The sequence below is a fragment of the Vibrio sp. HM8-C genome, from assembly GCF_058630515.1.
The window spans coordinates 83833-101457 of sequence record NZ_JBMMKS010000012.1 but is presented as its reverse complement, the minus strand read 5'-3'; the positions used below and the strand labels follow the sequence as shown (position 1 = coordinate 101457).

Sequence of the window (17625 nt, the reverse complement as noted above, 5' to 3'; positions counted from 1 at the left end):
GTGGCTTTGCTGAATTTTAGTTAAATTCAAGTTCTACCTGATCTGTGCCAAGTAGCTGTTGCAATTCGTCTAACAATGTATCGCTAGGTGTGACACGCCATTCTGTACCAAGTACTAGACGCGCTCGCGCATCAGGGCGCTGGTAGTATACATTGACAGGAACCGTTCCTGCTCGGTGAGGCGTAAGTATTTCACTAAAACGCTCAAAAAACTGCTCATCAATTTGAGATTGTTCTATCGATATTGATAAGCCACGGGCATATTTTTCACGTGCGCTGCCCATGTCCATGACTTCGCGCGCCGACATTTTAAGGCCACCATTGAAGTCATCAAAGCTGACCTGTCCAGAAATGACCAAAATTTTATCTTTTTCTAGCAATTCTGCATACCGTTCAAGGGCATCGGAGAATAACATTACCTCCATGCGACCGGAACGATCATCTAAAGTCATCAGACCAATGCGCGTACCACGTTTGGTTGTCATCACACGAGCAGCAATCACTAAACCCGCAACCGTTATCGATTGATCACGGCGTGTCGGTGTTGCCTCATTTAACCGACAGCTTGTATATCGATTAAGTTCCTTCAAATAGGCGTTAATTGGGTGCCCTGTCAAATAAAGCCCCAAAGTTTCACGCTCACCTTCTAGCCAAACTTTCTCTGGCCACTCAGGTACTTGAGTATATTTTTGTTCAACTTCTTCAGGTGCATCTGTCAGAACACCGAACATGTCAGCCTGACCAAATGCTTCAGCCTGATGGTGTTGACTCGCTGATTTCACAGCATCATTCAATGACGCCATCATAGCAGCGCGGTGTGGACCTAATCTGTCTAGAGCCCCAGCCAAAATCAGTTTTTCTATCACTCGTTTGTTCACCCTTTTCAGGTCAATACGAGCACAGAAATCAAACAAGTCTTTGAAGTAACCACCTTTGTCTCGCGCCTCTTGTATCGCTTCAATTGGGCCTTCACCTACCCCTTTGATTGCGCCGATACCATACACGATGGCTCCTGTTTCATCGACGTTAAAACGATATAAACCCGAGTTAATGTCTGGCGGAAGCACTTTAAGCCCCATGCGGATACATTCATCCACCAAACCAACGACTTTCTCAGTGTTATCCATGTCGGCGGTCATTACCGCTGCCATGAATTCAGCAGGGAAGTGCGTTTTTAGCCACAGTGTTTGATACGATACTAAAGCATAGGCTGCAGAGTGCGATTTGTTAAAGCCATATCCAGCGAATTTCTCTACAAGATCGAAGATTTTCATCGATAATTCGCCATCAACGCCGTTTTTGATCGCTCCCGCCTCAAACACTGCACGTTGCTTTGCCATCTCTTCTGGTTTTTTCTTACCCATCGCACGACGCAGCATATCTGCGCCGCCCAGAGTATAGCCAGCTAAGATCTGAGCAATCTGCATTACCTGTTCTTGATACAAGATAATGCCGTAGGTTGGTTCAAGCGTCTCTTTTAGAGACTCATGCTGCCACGTTTCATCGGGATAAGAGATTGCTTCGCGGCCGTGTTTACGGTCGATAAAGTTATCTACCATGCCTGATTGCAGAGGTCCCGGACGGAACAGTGCCACCAATGCGATGATATCTTCGAAACAGTCTGGTTGAAGACGTTTGATCAGATCTTTCATACCACGAGATTCAAGCTGGAATACCGCAGTGGTTTCTGAATTCTGCAACACTCGGAAAGATGCAGGATCATCTAAAGGAATCGACTCAATTCGTACGGGAGCCTTCCCTTCTCTTGCCATTCGAGGGTTAATCAACCCCAATGCCCAGTCGATAATGGTTAAGGTACGTAGACCCAAGAAGTCAAACTTAACCAAACCAGCCGTTTCAACATCGTTCTTATCAAACTGAGTAACAGGGAAATTACCTTCAGAATCAGCATAGATAGGTGCAAAATCGGTAATTGTGGTGGGTGAAATTACCACGCCACCAGCATGCTTACCTGCATTTCGAGTACAGCCTTCTAAGATTCGGCACTTATCGATCAGCTCTTTGACTTCTTCATCAGAGTTATACAACTCAGGCAATGCAGGCTCAGCTTTAAACGCTTTTTCCAGTGTCATCCCTGGGTCTGGCGGGATAAGCTTAGAAATGCGATCAACAAAGCCGAACGGATGCCCGAGCACACGCCCCACGTCACGAATAACCGCTTTGGCCGCCATAGTACCGAAAGTAATGATCTGTGATACTGCATCTCGGCCATACATTTCCGCAACGTGATCAATAACTTGGTCACGCTTATCCATACAGAAATCGACGTCGAAATCGGGCATAGATACACGTTCTGGGTTGAGAAATCGTTCGAATAGTAAGTCATATTCTAATGGATCGAGATCGGTGATTTTCAGTGCATATGCCACCAGCGAACCGGCACCAGAACCACGACCTGGCCCTACAGGAATGTTGTTATCCTTAGACCACTGAATGAACTCCATTACGATCAAGAAGTAGCCGGGAAAACCCATATTGTTGATTACTTCAAGTTCAACTTGCAGGCGTTCATCATATTCAGGGCGACGCTGAGCACGCACTTGTGGATCGGGGAATAAGAATTCTAAACGGTCTTCCAAACCTTCTTCTGATTTTTTAACCAGATACTCCGTCTCCAACATACCCTCTGTTGGGAATGCTGGAAGGAAATATTCACCTAATCGAACGGTGACGTTACATCGTTTAGCTATCTCGACGGTGTTTTGCAGAGCTTCAGGAATATCAGCGAATAACTCGCACATTTCTTCTTCTGAGCGTAAGTATTGTTGAGGACTGTAGAGTTTCGGCCTGCGAGGATCTTCTAGAGTGAAACCATCATGAATTGCTACGCGAATTTCATGTGCTTCAAAGAATTCTTCTGTGAGAAATACCACTTCATTCGTGGCAACCACAGGAATACCTTCGTTCTCAGCCACCTCTAACGCAAAGTGAAGATAGCTTTCTTCGTCGGCACGCCCTGTTCGAGTCAGCTCAATGTAGAAATGGTCAGTAAAGTAGGTCTGGTAGAACTCTACGCATTTATCAACCAGCGGTTGATTACCTTTAAGAAGAGCCTTACCAATCTCGCCTTGCTTGCCGCCTGACAAAATGATCAAACCTTCGGCATACTTGATTAACCACTCTTTATCAAGCACCGGCTGGTGCTGCACATGTCCACGCAGGTAGGCTTCTGAAATCAGGAGTGTAAGATTTTTATAACCAACGTTATTTTTCGCTAGGATAGTCAGTTTCGTCAGCTCATCACCAAACTCTTCAGAACGCATGGTGAAATCCGCACCGATGATAGGCTTCACTCCGCAGTTGTGTGCAGTGCCATAGAACTTAACTAAGCCACACAAGTTGGTAAAGTCGGTTAATGCCATCGCTGGCATGCCCATTTCAGCCACTTTTTTAACCAAAGGAGGCACTTTCGACAGGCCATCAACCATGGAAAAATCACTGTGAATGCGTAAGTGGATAAACTTAGGGTCTGACATTCAATTCTGTCCTAGATACTCGAAATTCGCTGTTATTGATGGGTATTCTACGTCAATACAAAAGGTATTGCAGGGCTTATTCCAAGCCTAAAGCACGTTTCACTGGTCCAAAACTTCGACGGTGCTGCTCAATGACTCCATTTTGTTCAATTGCTTCAAAATGTGCTTTAGTCGGATAGCCTTTATGTTTTGCAAAACCGAACTGCGGGTACTCTTTATCCAGCTCTTCCATTTCTTGGTCACGAACTACTTTGGCAATAATTGATGCAGCACTGATTTGTGCCACACGTAGGTCGCCTTTAACTACGGCGATAGAATCCATTGGCAACTTAGGTACTTTATTCCCATCAATCAAAACAAGATCTGGTTTGATACCCAATCCTTCGACTGCACGCTGCATCGCAACCATAGTAGCTTGAAAGATATTCAGTTCATCGATTTCTCTTGGGCTGCAACGACCAACTGACCACGCCAGCGCTTTTTCTTTGATTTCAGGTAGCAAAGCAAGGCGTTTTTTCTCGCTCAGTTTCTTCGAATCGTTTAATCCTTCTATCGGATTATTGGGGTCTAAAATCACTGCAGCTGTCACAACATCACCGACCAATGGTCCTCGACCAACTTCATCAACACCAGCAATAAATTGGTAGCCTTGTGGAATATCAAATGGTGGAAGTTCTTTTACCACTTTTTTTGTCGCTGCCATTTTCTTTGTAACTGCCATTTCATTCTTTCCCAATTAGCTTCAACACGGCATGTGCGGCTTGTTCATCAGCACCTTTGCGAATCCACTGATGCATTTCAGCAAACTTATCCAACATTGGTTGGTTATCATCATCTAGAAGCTCGCTAACATAATGAACCAAGTTCTCAACGGTACAGTCATTCTGCAACAGCTCTTTCACTAATTCTTGTTCCGAGAGAATGTTCGGTAGCGATACGTAAGGTGTTTTCACCAGACGCTTTGCCAAGAAATACGTCAGTGCATTAACTCGATAGCCGACAACCATAGGGCGCTTAAGCAACATACATTCCAACGCAACCGTTCCAGAAGCCAAAAGCACCGCATCAGAAGCAGTAATTACATTGCGCGCAGTATCGTCTACCAGAACAAAATCAAGCTCAGGCGCGACCTCTTTCCAAGCAGCTTCGAACTGCTCTCTACGTTTTTGATTCACAAGAGCAACGACAAATCCTAGGTCCGGATATTTCTCTCGCAGTTTCTTACAGGTTTCTATAAATGGCTGAGCAAGCATTTTCATCTCACCACCACGGCTTCCCGGCAATACAGCCAACCAACGACGAGAAGAGTCTAAACCAAGCAATTCTTGCGCAGGCAATTTTTCGTTTTGCAGCGGGATTGAGTCGGCCAATGTATGACCGATAAATTCACAAGGCACATTAAACTTGTCATAAAAGGCTTTTTCAAACGGCAAAAATGCTAAAACAAGGTTTGTCGCGGCTTCAATTTTAAAAATACGTTTTTGACGCCAAGCCCAAACTGATGGACTAACGTAATGTACAGTTTTGATTCCTGCATTTTTTAGGTCTAACTCAAGGCGCAGGTTGAAGTCAGGAGCATCGATACCAACAAACACATCTGGTGGGTTATCAGTGAAGTACTTTACTAATTCAGCTTTTACTTTCAGCAATCGAGATAAGCGACCTAGTACTTCAACCAAGCCCATTACGGATAGCTCTTCCATATCAAACAGAGACTGACATCCTTGAGCCATCATTTTCGGCCCACCAATGCCCACAAACTCAGCATCAGGATATTGCTGTTTAATTGCTTTAATGAAGCCTTCACCTAAGGTATCACCAGACATTTCACCGGCAACAATACCAATACGCAGCGGCTTTCTCGCTTCAGACATATTTTTAGCCTTTAAGTAGTTGCAAGAATGTGTTCTAAGTCTTTGAAAGTGAATACCCTTAAAACACAAAAAGACCGCAGCCTCTAAGCTGCGATCTTTTCCAATGGTCAGATCAATCGCAAATTAACGAATGATGCCACGTTCCGTTTTTTCCAGAATGGAAACAAAACGTTCAACAGCTGGCCACTCTTGTGCCATTTCTTTCAGTACAGGCAATACTTCTGTTTGAGTTTTACCTGAACGGTAAATTTCTTTGTAAGCTTTTTGAATTGCACGAATTTCTGCTTTTTCAAAACCGTTGCGCTTCAAGCCTACAAGGTTTAAGCCGAATGGTGTTGCGTGGTTACCTTGTGCAAGTACGTACGCAGGAACGTCTTGAACAACGGCTGAACAGCCGCCAACGTAAGCATAAGCACCAACTGTACAGAATGGGTGAATCGCAGATAGTGCCATCACACCAGCATTATCTTCGACAGTTACATGACCACCTAGGATGGCGTTATTACCAATGTGAGTATTGTTGCCAACCACACAGTCATGAGCAATATGAGCGTTAACACAAAGTAGGTTGTCATTACCCACCACAGTCGTTGCTTTATCTTGCACTGTACCACGATGAATTTGTACCGCTTCGCGAATCACGTTACGGTCACCGATAACCACAGTGGTATCTTCACCACCATACTTTTTGTCTTGGTTCTCTTCGCCAATCACGGCATGCGGGAAAATACGGTTTTCTTTACCGATAACCGTATTACCTTTAATAACAACGTGAGACATCACTTCAGTATTGTCGCCAATTGTCACGCCAGAAGTGATGTAAGTAAAAGGGCCAACCGTTACGTTAGCACCAATCACCGCGCCGTCTTCAACAACTGCGCTTGGATGAATTTGCGCTGTTTCGTGAATCATCTTAAAACTCTCTACGTGCACATTTTAGTTCAGCAGAACACACTACGTCGCCGTCAACTTTCGCTACACCATTAAACAGCGCGATACCACGACGTTCTTTTAAGAATTCTACTTCGATAACCAGTTGGTCACCAGGAACCACTGGTTTACGGAATTTTGCGTTATCAATGCTAGCAAAGTAGTACAGCTCGTTCTCTTTTGAAGCACCAAAAGATTTAAACGCCAGAAGACCCGTTGCCTGAGCCATAGCTTCAAGAATCAGTACGCCTGGGAAAATCGGCAGCTGTGGGAAATGACCAGTAAATTGAGGTTCATTAACTGAAACGTTTTTAAGGCCAACGAGATATTTGCCTTCTTCGTAATCTGTTACGCGATCAATCAGCAAAAACGGATAGCGATGAGGAAGTAGCTCCTGAATTTCGGTGATATTCATCGTTTTCTTTTCAGTAGTCAAAGTCATATTCCTATTCATAAAATTTTCAAAAAATCTTTCGGCATTATAGACGAAAAAGACTCGCACTTTGCGAGCCTTATCGACAAAGGTCTGTAAAATATGCCATTAAGCGTCGTTTTTTTGCGCCAATTGCTTTTCAACTTCTTTAAGACGCTTGTTCATCTCATCAATTCGATGAACACGAGTTGCAGTCTTACGCCACTCTTTATTTGGTTGCAAAGGGATACCAGAAGAGTACATCCCCTTCTCTTCAATGCTGCGCATTACCATGCCCATACCCGTGATGGTAACACCATCAACGATCTTAATATGGCCATTAATAACTGTCGCACCACCGATAATGCAGTACTTACCAATATGAGTGCTTCCAGCGACAACTGTACCACCAGCCATAGCTGTACCATATCCGATGTGCACGTTATGCGCGATTTGAAGTTGGTTATCTAAGATTACATTGTCTTCGATAACGGTATCGTCTAATGCACCACGGTCGATAGTAGTACAAGCACCGATTTCTACGCGGTTACCAATTTTAACCGAACCAATTTGTGGAATTTTAATCCACTCACCACGTTCGTTAGCGTAACCAAAACCGTCTGAACCAATCACAGTACTGGATTGAATTAAGCAATCGCTGCCGATTTGCACATCGTGGTAGACGCTCACGTTTGCCCATAACTTGGTGTTATTGCCCAACTTGGCATTTTTACCAATAAAACAACCCGCACCAATTACCACGTTGTCACCCAACTGAACTCCAGACTCAATAACAGCATTGGCACCAATTGATACGTTAGTTCCCATAACAACGTCTTCAGCAACAACTGCACTTGGTGCTACGCCATTTGATGCTGGAGCAGGAGTTAAGTCTAGAGCTTGTGCTACCTTTGCAAAAGCAACATAAGGATCTGCAACAACCAAAACATTAGATGGACACAGCGAACGCTCTGACTCTTTCACCATCAACACTGTCGCTTTTGATTCAGCCAAGTGTTTGCTGTACTTCGGATTCGACAAGAAAGTCACATCACCTTCTTGTGCACTATCCATAGGAGCTACACGATGAACAACTGCATTGCTGTCACCGAATAACTCACCGCCAGTAATTGCTGCTAATTCAGCTAAAGTCAGTGTTTTCATGTTTAAATGCTATTTTGTCTATAAGAGCTAATTATTTGATTGCTTTGATTACTTTTTCTGAAATATTGAATTCAGGCTTACCGTATTGCATAGCGCTGATATCAATAATCATATCGTAGCCTTCTTTCTCTGCCACTTTTTTAACTGCATCTTGGATAACGTGGAATAACTTTTGTTTTTCTTCCGCTTCACGCTGCGCAGACGCCTTATCTAAAGCTTGAGCTTTGATTTTGTAAGTACTGTCTAGCTGACCAATTTCGATACGAAGTTTTTCAACTTCTTCTTGGCTCATTAGAGAAGAGTCACGCTTAAGTTTCTCAATTTTAGTCTTAGCCTGAGCTTGAATACTTTGTAGCTCAGCCGCTTTATCTTCAAATTCAGCTTTCATTTTTTGCAACACAACTTCACGTTGTGGCAACGCTTGGAATACTTGAGCAGTATTGATGTAACCAACTTTTTGCGCGGCTTCAGCTGCATTTGCAAACATTGATGTGCTAAGAACAAGAAGACTAACACCTGCAGCTTTGATCATATTTTTCAAAATACTTTCCTCTATTAGAACGTTTTACCGATGGTAAATGTGAAGAACTCTTCATCATCACCTTCGTAAATTTTTATAGGTTTAGCCAACGAGAAGACCAGAGGCCCCATTGGTGACATCCATTGTAATGCGACACCGTAAGATGAACGGTAATTTGTTGGGTCTGAGTAGTCATAGTAGTACTCATCACCGTAGTCTGCTCCACCTTCACGGTAGTCAAATTCAGTATCCCAAACACTCGCCATATCAAAGAAGATACTGGTACGGATTTGGCTACGAGCTTCATCTGATGCAAATGGTGTAGGGAAAATCAACTCCACACTACCCAATGCAATTGCGTTACCACCAACTGAGTCATCAGAGGCAATATCAGAGCCATTGTTCGAACTTGAATAGTCACGGTAAACCGCTTTAGGTCCCGCAGAGTTTGAACCAAATCCACGTAAGCTAGTGAAACCACCCGCATAGAAGTTCTCATAGAACGGATATAGGTTATCGTTACCATCCGTCTGACCATAACCGTTACCATAACCCAAGCGACCACGAAGCAACAATGCAAACTCATGTTTCTTAGTTAGTGGGAAATACTGACGAACATCATACTGCAGTTTAAAGAACTGTGCGTCAGAGCCAGGTACGGTCATCTTATAATATGCACGTTGATAGTTACCTGCCGTCGGGAAATAACCTTTGTTCAGATTATTACGTGTCCACGATAAGTTGATATCAAAATCGTTAGTAATCAAACTACCATCGTCGTCAAGATTGCTCGCTTGCGCAATCAAGAACTGCTCGATCTGCAAATACGGAGATAAGTTACCGATCTTGTTATGGGTATATCCCACACCAAATTCGAAGCGGTTTAATTCATCGAATGGGAAACCCCAAGTCAAGTTTGTACCGTAACTTTCATTGGTATAGTCAACAATACCCGCTTCTGAAGCTTCGAATTGGTTATAGAAAACCTTACCACCCAAACTCACACCATCAAGGTTCCAGTATGGGTCACGATATTCCAGAGTTACGTTCTTTTGGTAATCGTTAGTCATAGCACTGATACCGACGCGGTTACCAGTACCTAAGAAGTTATCTTGCTGCAAACCAACTTGGAAGCTCATGCCTGATTCAGTACCGTAACCTATACCAAAGTTAACGCTACCGGAGTTCGCTTCTTTTACGTTATAGACAAGATCAACCTGATCTTCACTTCCTGGAACGCGAACAGTTTGAACGTCTACCGTTTCAAAGAAACCTAAACGGTTTAGACGTGCTTTACCAGTATCAATGGCTTTAGAGCTTAACCAGCTACCTTCCATCTGACGCATTTCACGACGCAGAACTTCGTCGCGAGTTGCATTGTTACCCACAAAGCGAATATCGCGTACATAAATACGCTTGCCAGCTTCAACGTTAACAACCAACGACACTTCTTTGGTTTCGTCATTAAATTCAGGGATGGTACGCACTTGAGGATAAGCGTAGCCTGCTTCCCCTAAAACGCGTTTCACACCTTCTTCAAGTTGGGTAACAGCTGAGCCATTGTAAGTTTCACCATCTTCAAATGGGATAAGCGCTTCAAACTCAGCTTCTTTGCCGATAAGTTCACCGCGGAACTTAACATCTTTAACCGTGTAAGGTTCACCTTCAGTCAGGTTAAGTGTGATGTAAACGCCTTTCTTATCTGGAGAAATAGAAACGTTGGTTGAGTCGACTTGGAATTTTAAGTAACCGCGGTCAAGATAGTAAGAACGCAGAGCTTCAATATCCCCAGCTAGAACTTGCTTCTGGTATTTGTCATCAGAAAGGAAATTCCACCACGCAACATCAACATTAAGGTTGAAGCGTGATAACAGCTCTTCGTCAGTAAACACTTCGTTACCGATAAAGTTGATCTGTTGAATTTTTGCAGAAACACCTTCAGTGAAAACAAACTTCAAATCAGCACGATTACGCGGCAACGGTGTAACAACAGCCTGAACGGTCGCATTGTATTTACCAACGCTGTAATAGAAGTCTTCTAAACCTTTTTCAATATTGCTAAGCGTTGTACGATCTAATGCTTCGCCAACTCGAATGCCTGAAGCATCCAAGTTCTGTTGGAGTTGTTCTTCTTTTATTGCCTTGTTACCGGAGAAAGAAACCGTTGCAATCGTTGGACGTTCTTTGACGTCAACAACTAACACATCACCGTCTCTTAACACTTTTACGTCTTCAAAGTTACCTGATGCGTAAAGTGCTTTAATAATTCCTGCAACATCTTGTGAATCGACAGAGTCACCGATACGAACTGGCATTTTCAACAAAGCTGCACCAAGTGCCACACGTTGTAATCCGTTGATCTGAATGTCCTGTACAACAAAATTTTCGGCACTGTTCGCCGACACGCTGGTTGCGAGCAGTGTCGCGAAAAGGATCTTTTTCATTGCCATATGTATTTGAATTATTCCTTACTACAGCTTTTGCCCAATCACAGGCGAGTAAAATCGTTAAATAAAGCCACTGCCATTAAGGAAAAGATAATAGCCCCACCAATTCGATAGCCCATTTCTTGTACTTTTTCTGGTACCGGGCGGCGAGTAAGTCCCTCAATGGCAAAAAACAACAGATGCCCACCATCCAACATTGGAAGTGGCACCAAGTTGATAATCCCTAAATTCACACTAATTAGCGCTAAGAACCCTAAGAAATAGACCAAGCCATAATCGGCTGTCGTTCCTGCACCTTTGGCAATCGAAATAGGACCACTTAAGTTATTAAGACCAACATCACCAACAATAAGCTTTTTCAACATATTGATGGTTAAACCAATAACTTGTCCTGTTTTTTCGACCGCTTTACCAACCGATTCAAATACACCATATTGGAGATCAAAGCGATAGTTTTGAGGCCATTCTGCGACTTCAGGTGCGATACCAGCGAAACCAATCACTTTTCCTTGAGCAATACTCTTTGCTTGAGGAGTTAAAACCAGTGATAGCGATTCGCCTTGTCTATCTACTTTTAACTGAAGTGCTTTATCCGGACTGTTTTGGATTGCCGTTACGACCTGCAGCCATTCATCAATAGGATTACCATCGATTTGAGTCAGAACATCGCCAACTTTCAGTCCAGCTAGCTCACCCGCACCACCTTCAGATACACTCAGTAAAGACATATATATTTCAGGGGTATAAGGTTTAAAGCCTAAGGCTTCCATAGCAGACTGCGATTCTGGATCAAAGTTCCATTCGGATAGGTCTAAAGTTTTAATTTCGTCGAACCCAACACCTTCTTTAGACGTCACCGTCAAAGTAAGTTGCTTGTCACCAATATGATCGATTAAACCCATATTGACCGATTCCCAGTTTAGCGTTTCGACACCTGAGACGGATTTGATCTGCATACCAGACTCAAGACCTGCTTGAGCGGAGATAGAGTGTGGGATCACTTCACCAATAACTGGTTTAACAGTTGGTACACCAACAAGAAAAACAATCCAGTAAGCAAAGATGGCAAAGAAGAAATTGAATGCAGGGCCAGCAGCAACGATTGCTGAACGTTTCCAGAGTGGCTTTTTGTCAAATGCGTAGCACTGTTGTTCAGCGGGCACATCATCGACCCTGCCGTCGAGCATTTTGACGAAACCACCAAGAGGAATCATCGAGATGCTGTATTCAGTACCATCTTTACCAATTTTGCTCCAGATAGATTTACCAAAGCCTATTGAGAATTTTTCAACTTTCACGCCACATTTTCTAGCAACCCAAAAGTGCCCAAATTCATGTACGGCAACCAAAATGCCAAGGGCTACGATAAAGGATACAAAATTCCACAAAATGCTACTCATAATCCACGCTCTTTCAGTACTTGATTTGCTAGCTTGCGAGCCATTGTATCTAGCTCCAACAGGCTTTCCAAGTCATAGGAATGTAACTGGTTATTAGTACGACATGCTTGAGTCAATACAGTTTCATTTATCAATGCAATATCAGTAAATCGGATTCGTCCTTTCAAAAATGCATCGACAGCGACTTCATTTGCTGCATTAAGTGAAGTTGTTGCATGCTGCCCTTCGTAGCAGGCATCAATCGCTAGTTTCAAACAAGGGTAGCGTTCATAGTCAACATCCATGAACGTCAACTCGTTCAATCGAGTAAAATCAAGAGGATTAACATTTGCACTGACACGATTCGGATAAGCCATTGTAAAAGCGATAGGCGTCGCCATATCTGGCTCCCCCATTTGCGCAATAACAGAACCATCCTTGAACTGCACCATTGAGTGGATAACTGACTGTGGATGAATTAGAACTTTCAACTGTTCTCTTGAAGCATTAAAAAGCCATTTGGCTTCAATATACTCCAAACCTTTATTCATCATGGTTGCGGAATCTACAGATATCTTGGGTCCCATCGACCAATTTGGATGAGCAATAGCTTGTGCCGGAGTAACACTTGATAATGAGCTAATATCGCTGTATCGGAAAGGTCCACCAGAACCTGTAAGTAGGATATGAGATACCCCATTCGATGTGAGATCGCATCGACCAAGCTGAGTCTGAATCTCTCTCGGCAGACATTGAAAAATAGCATTGTGCTCACTATCTACAGGCAGTAACTCAGCACCGTATTGTTCTACTGCGTCAATAAACAACTGACCAGACATTACTAACGCTTCTTTATTGGCTAGCAATACTCGTTTACCTGCTTTTACTGCTGCCATAGTAGGCACTAGACCAGCCGCACCGACAATTGCCGCCATAACAGTATCAACTTCAGGCATTGATGCAACATGACACATAGAATCAGCGCCGTAAGAAACTTCTGTTCTAAGCTTAAGTTCTGCAAGTTGCAAAGTGAGTTGTTTGGCAGCTTCCGGAGTTGCCATTACCGCATATTGAGGCTTCCAAATCAGGCAGAGTTCACGCATTTTTTCAACGTTCACACCAGCTACTAAAGCAACAATTTCAAATTGTTCCGGGTTTTCTTTTACAACTTTAAGCGTGCTGGCGCCTATAGAACCAGTCGCACCAAGAATCGTTAACTTACGCATAGCAAAACCGTTGTTATTAATAGAAATAGGCAAGACTTGCTTACCTATTTGTTAGAGCATGAAGTAAAGAAAAGCAAAAACAGGGAATGCTGCCGTTAGGCTATCTATACGATCAAGTATACCGCCATGCCCCGGAATAATGTTGCTGCTATCTTTAATACCGGAAACGCGTTTGAACATACTCTCAACTAAATCACCAAGTACTGATATCACTACCGTTAGCAGAATAGTTATTAGCATTACAGGCACAGATGTGAATTGGATACTGAATAGGTCAGCAAATATCCACCCAACTAGCATGGCTGCTATAACCCCACCCAATAATCCTTCAATAGTTTTATTCGGGCTAACCGCTGGTGCCATTTTATGTTTGCCGAAACTTTTTCCCGCAAAATAAGCCCCGCTGTCTGCTGACCAAACAATAAAGCAGACAAATAAAACTAAGCGAGCACCATGATATGAGTCGATAGAAATATTTTCAGCGCGAAGAAAAATCACACTCCAAAAGAATGGTATCAAGGTGAGGATTCCGAAAAGATGGCGAAGAGATTTAGAGTTTTCCCACCATGGACGAGACTTTGGGTAGGTAATTGCCAAGAAGCTCGAAAGAATCCACCATAAACTACCGATGATAAGCAGTAGAAATTGGGAATCATCGACAGATTGAAACCAAGCCCCATCTTGAACTAGCCAAAAATAACTTGCCGCGCTGACGATAACTGCTGGAACTAGCGCCAGATAGCGAGAAGAAGCGTTAACAAATTGAGTCCATTCCCAACAGCCAATCAAAGTTACAACTGCCAATGCAGCCATAAACCACGGAAGAGAGAGATAAAAAATGGCTAAAATCACCAGAGGTGCAAGTATGAGCGCTGTAATTATTCTTTGCTTCAAACTTTAAATCCTATTTTATTTTTCCATCAATGCCTTGATTTGTTCACCAGTACAACCAAAACGGCGTTCACGATTAACAAACCAAGTCACTGCTTCAACCAAACTATCTTCGCCGAATTCAGGCCAATAAGTCGGAGTGAAATACAGCTCAGCATAAGCCAGCTGCCACAGCATAAAATTACTGATACGGCATTCCCCGCCCGTACGAATCATGAGATCGACAGCTGGAATATCAGACATTGTCAAATGAGATCGAATAGTTTCTTCAGTGATATCCGAAGGTACTAGTTCACCCTTAGAAACTTTTTCTGCAATGCTTTTTGTCGCCTGAGTAATATCCCATTGACCGCCGTAATTTGCAGCGATGTTGATCAACATGCCTGTATTATCTTTAGTCAGCTCTTCTGCTTGAGTGATTTTATTTTGCAAGCGGTCACTGAAACGACTCTTGTCGCCGATAACACGTAAGCGTAATTGATTTTTATGTAACTTTTTAACTTCGGTAGTCAGAACTGTCATAAACAGCTCCATTAACACACCGACCTCTTCCTCAGGTCGACGCCAGTTTTCACTACTAAAGGCAAAAAGCGTTACCGCTTTAATGCCCATACGAGCTGCGGTAGAAATGGTTTTACGAACAGATGCGACACCGTTCTTGTGTCCAAAAACACGAGGTTTACCTTGTTCTTTAGCCCAACGTCCGTTGCCATCCATAATGACTGCAATGTGTTGAGGTAAAACATCGGGAGAGAGTGGCGAATTAAGCATAAGGAAGTATTGACGATAAAAAGATGGTGAAGAGTAGCATAGATAAACGCTGCGCTGCGAGCACAGCGTTTATATCATTGAAAGTTATGAGAGATTAAACTTCCATTAGTTCTTTTTCTTTCACTGCTAGAACTTCGTCGATTTTCTTCACAGCTAGATCTGTCAGTTTTTGAATCTCGTCTTGAGCTTTACGATCTTCGTCTTCAGATATTTCTTTATCTTTAAGCAGAGCTTTAAGGTCACCATTCGCATCACGACGAATGTTACGCACTGCAACACGACCACCTTCTGCTTCACCACGTACAATCTTAACGAGATCGCGGCGACGCTCTTCTGTTAGCGGTGGAAGTGGTACACGAATAATTGTACCTGCAGACATAGGGTTTAGACCTAAATCTGACGCCAAGATTGCTTTTTCAACTTTTGGCGTTAGTTCTCTATCAAATACAGTGATTGCTAGCGTACGTGCGTCTTCAGCAACAATGTTTGCAACTTGTGTTAAAGGCGTTGGAGCACCGTAGTACTCAACAGAGATGCCAGAAAGTATGCTTGGGTGAGCACGCCCAGTACGAATTTTAGAAAGGGTGTTTTTTAGTGCTTCAACACTTTTGTCCATACGCTCTTGAGCGTCTTTTTTAATCTCATTAATCACAATTTCACCTTAATTCTTATTTCATATAGAGAGTGATTATACTTAGGCGCTGATCAGCGTACCTTCCGCTTCACCCATAACCACGCGGCGTAGAGCGCCAGGTTTATTCATATTGAATACGCGGATTGGCATACCGTGGTCACGAGCCAATGTAAACGCCGCTAAATCCATTACTTTCAATTCTTTCTCAAGAACGTCGTTGTAAGAAAGTTTATCATACAACTGAGCGTCTGGGTTAGCTACAGGGTCAGCAGAGAACACACCGTCAACTTTTGTTGCTTTTAGAACGATATCAGCTTCGATCTCAATACCACGTAAACACGCAGCAGAGTCCGTCGTAAAGAATGGGTTACCAGTACCTGCAGAGAAAATAACCACACGACCGCCACGTAGTTGGCTGATAGCGTCCGCCCAGTTGTAATCGTCACATACACCATTTAATGGAATTGCAGACATTACACGAGCATTTACGTATGCACGGTGAAGTGCGTCACGCATTGCCAAACCATTCATTACTGTCGCTAACATACCCATGTGGTCACCCACAACGCGGTTCATACCTGCTTTAGCCAGACCAGCGCCACGGAACAAGTTACCGCCACCGATAACAACACCCACTTGTACACCAAGCTCTACCAGCTCCTTTACTTCTTGAGCCATACGGTCAAGAACGGCTGGATCGATACCAAAACCTTCTTCACCTTGAAGCGCTTCGCCGCTAAGTTTTAACAGAATACGTTGATATACTGGTTTAGGGTTCGTTGTCATGGACTTTACCTTCCAAAGAGAGTTGTTGATTAACAGTCATGAATAGGCTTACTCAAGTAAGCGCATTCGTCACGGTTAAACAGCATGCTTAGTTATATAGCTTAGCTAACTAAACATTCACCGGCTTATTCGTGAAAAGACCGCAGCCTTGGCTACGGTCTTTTTATAAGCAATTCGCTAAGGATTAACCTTTTTGAGCCAATGCTACTTCTTCTGCGAAGCTCAGGCCTTCAGCTTTCTCGATACCTTCTCCTACTTCTAGGCGAACGAAAGTAACAACAGAAGCGCCACGCTCTTTAAGGATTTCACCAACAGATTTCTTAGGTTCCATTACGAATGGTTGACCAGTTAGAGAAACTTCGCCAGTGAATTTCTTCATGCGGCCTTCAACCATTTTCTCTGCGATTTCTTTTGGCTTGCCTTCGTTCATAGCGATTTCAACTTGAACTTCACGCTCTTTAGCAACTACGTCTGCTGGTACGTCTTCTGGGTTAACGTATTCTGGACGAGAAGCTGCTACGTGCATAGCAACATGTTTTAGAGTTTCAGCATCGCCTTCACCCGCAACAACAACACCGATCTTCTCACCGTGACGGTAAGTAGCTAGTGCAGCGCCTTCAACGTATTGAACGCGACGGATGTTAACGTTTTCGCCGATTTTAGCTACTAGAGCAACGCGAGTTTCTTCGAACTTAGCTTGTAGTTCTTCAACAGAAGCTTTAGAAGCTAGTGCGTCTTCAGCAACTTGGTTAACGAATGCAGTAAAGTTAGTATCTTTTGCTACGAAGTCTGTTTGACAGTTAACTTCAAGAAGAACAGCTACACCGTTTGCTTCTTTAATAGCGATAGTACCTTCAGCAGCAACGTTACCTGCTTTTTTAGCAGCTTTAGCAGCGCCAGACTTACGCATGTTTTCAATCGCTAGCTCGATGTCACCGTTTGTTTCAACAAGCGCTTTTTTACATTCCATCATACCTGCGCCAGTACGTTCGCGCAGTTCTTTTACTAGAGCAGCAGTAACAGCCATTCTCTATTCCTCAGTTAAATTCTGGATAAGGTAAAAATTGAGGGCCTACATTATCGGCCCCCAATACT

General features: G+C 43.3%; 15 protein-coding genes. All 15 read right to left on the bottom strand.

Annotated features, from left to right (window positions below; all coding sequences use genetic code 11):
• Positions 1-16: 16 nt before the first annotated feature.
• Positions 17-3496 carry a DNA polymerase III subunit alpha gene (gene dnaE, locus ACOSVQ_RS14445; RefSeq protein ID WP_491983219.1) on the bottom strand — a complete coding sequence of 1160 codons (3480 nt, stop codon included), beginning with the start codon at positions 3494-3496 and terminating at the stop codon, positions 17-19.
• Positions 3497-3572: 76 nt separating this feature from the next.
• The gene (gene rnhB / locus ACOSVQ_RS14440) at positions 3573-4199 is read right to left on the bottom strand and encodes a ribonuclease HII (RefSeq protein WP_491983282.1); all 627 of its coding nucleotides are present in this window, start codon (positions 4197-4199) and stop codon (positions 3573-3575) included.
• A 19-nt stretch (positions 4200-4218) separates the two neighbouring features.
• Positions 4219-5370, bottom strand: a complete 1152-nt coding sequence (gene lpxB / locus ACOSVQ_RS14435) for a lipid-A-disaccharide synthase (protein WP_491983218.1) — start codon at positions 5368-5370, stop codon at positions 4219-4221.
• Positions 5371-5493: 123 nt separating this feature from the next.
• A complete protein-coding gene (gene lpxA / locus ACOSVQ_RS14430; protein WP_491983217.1) occupies positions 5494-6282 on the bottom strand; it encodes an acyl-ACP--UDP-N-acetylglucosamine O-acyltransferase in 789 nt (262 codons plus the stop codon).
• 1 nt (position 6283) lies between these two features.
• Entirely contained in the window at positions 6284-6715 is a 432-nt protein-coding gene (gene fabZ, locus ACOSVQ_RS14425) for a 3-hydroxyacyl-ACP dehydratase FabZ (RefSeq protein WP_491983281.1), read from the bottom strand.
• 126 nt (positions 6716-6841) lie between these two features.
• Entirely contained in the window at positions 6842-7876 is a 1035-nt protein-coding gene (gene lpxD, locus ACOSVQ_RS14420) for a UDP-3-O-(3-hydroxymyristoyl)glucosamine N-acyltransferase (protein ID WP_491983216.1), read from the bottom strand.
• Between the two features lie 31 nt (positions 7877-7907).
• On the bottom strand, positions 7908-8417 hold the full coding sequence (locus ACOSVQ_RS14415; RefSeq protein WP_491983215.1) for an OmpH/Skp family outer membrane protein: 510 nt from the start codon (positions 8415-8417) through the stop codon (positions 7908-7910).
• Positions 8418-8431: 14 nt separating this feature from the next.
• Positions 8432-10846 carry an outer membrane protein assembly factor BamA gene (gene bamA, locus ACOSVQ_RS14410; protein WP_491983214.1) on the bottom strand — a complete coding sequence of 805 codons (2415 nt, stop codon included), beginning with the start codon at positions 10844-10846 and terminating at the stop codon, positions 8432-8434.
• A gap of 38 nt (positions 10847-10884) precedes the next feature.
• Positions 10885-12243: a sigma E protease regulator RseP gene (gene rseP / locus ACOSVQ_RS14405; protein WP_491983213.1), complete on the bottom strand. Its 1359-nt coding sequence runs from the start codon at positions 12241-12243 to the stop codon at positions 10885-10887.
• On the bottom strand, positions 12240-13448 hold the full coding sequence (gene ispC, locus ACOSVQ_RS14400; protein ID WP_491983212.1) for a 1-deoxy-D-xylulose-5-phosphate reductoisomerase: 1209 nt from the start codon (positions 13446-13448) through the stop codon (positions 12240-12242). The genes rseP and ispC overlap by 4 nt, the downstream gene beginning before the upstream one ends.
• 51 nt (positions 13449-13499) lie before the next feature.
• A complete protein-coding gene (locus tag ACOSVQ_RS14395) occupies positions 13500-14342 on the bottom strand; it encodes a phosphatidate cytidylyltransferase (protein WP_491983211.1) in 843 nt (280 codons plus the stop codon).
• Between the two features lie 15 nt (positions 14343-14357).
• Positions 14358-15110, bottom strand: a complete 753-nt coding sequence (gene uppS / locus ACOSVQ_RS14390) for a polyprenyl diphosphate synthase (protein WP_491983210.1) — start codon at positions 15108-15110, stop codon at positions 14358-14360.
• 94 nt (positions 15111-15204) lie between these two features.
• On the bottom strand, positions 15205-15762 hold the full coding sequence (gene frr / locus ACOSVQ_RS14385; protein WP_491983209.1) for a ribosome recycling factor: 558 nt from the start codon (positions 15760-15762) through the stop codon (positions 15205-15207).
• Positions 15763-15804: 42 nt separating this feature from the next.
• Positions 15805-16530, bottom strand: coding sequence for a UMP kinase (pyrH, locus tag ACOSVQ_RS14380; protein ID WP_042480135.1), 726 nt, complete (start codon positions 16528-16530; stop codon positions 15805-15807).
• A 184-nt stretch (positions 16531-16714) separates the two neighbouring features.
• Positions 16715-17557 carry a translation elongation factor Ts gene (tsf, locus tag ACOSVQ_RS14375; RefSeq protein ID WP_491983208.1) on the bottom strand — a complete coding sequence of 281 codons (843 nt, stop codon included), beginning with the start codon at positions 17555-17557 and terminating at the stop codon, positions 16715-16717.
• Positions 17558-17625 lie beyond the last annotated feature (68 nt).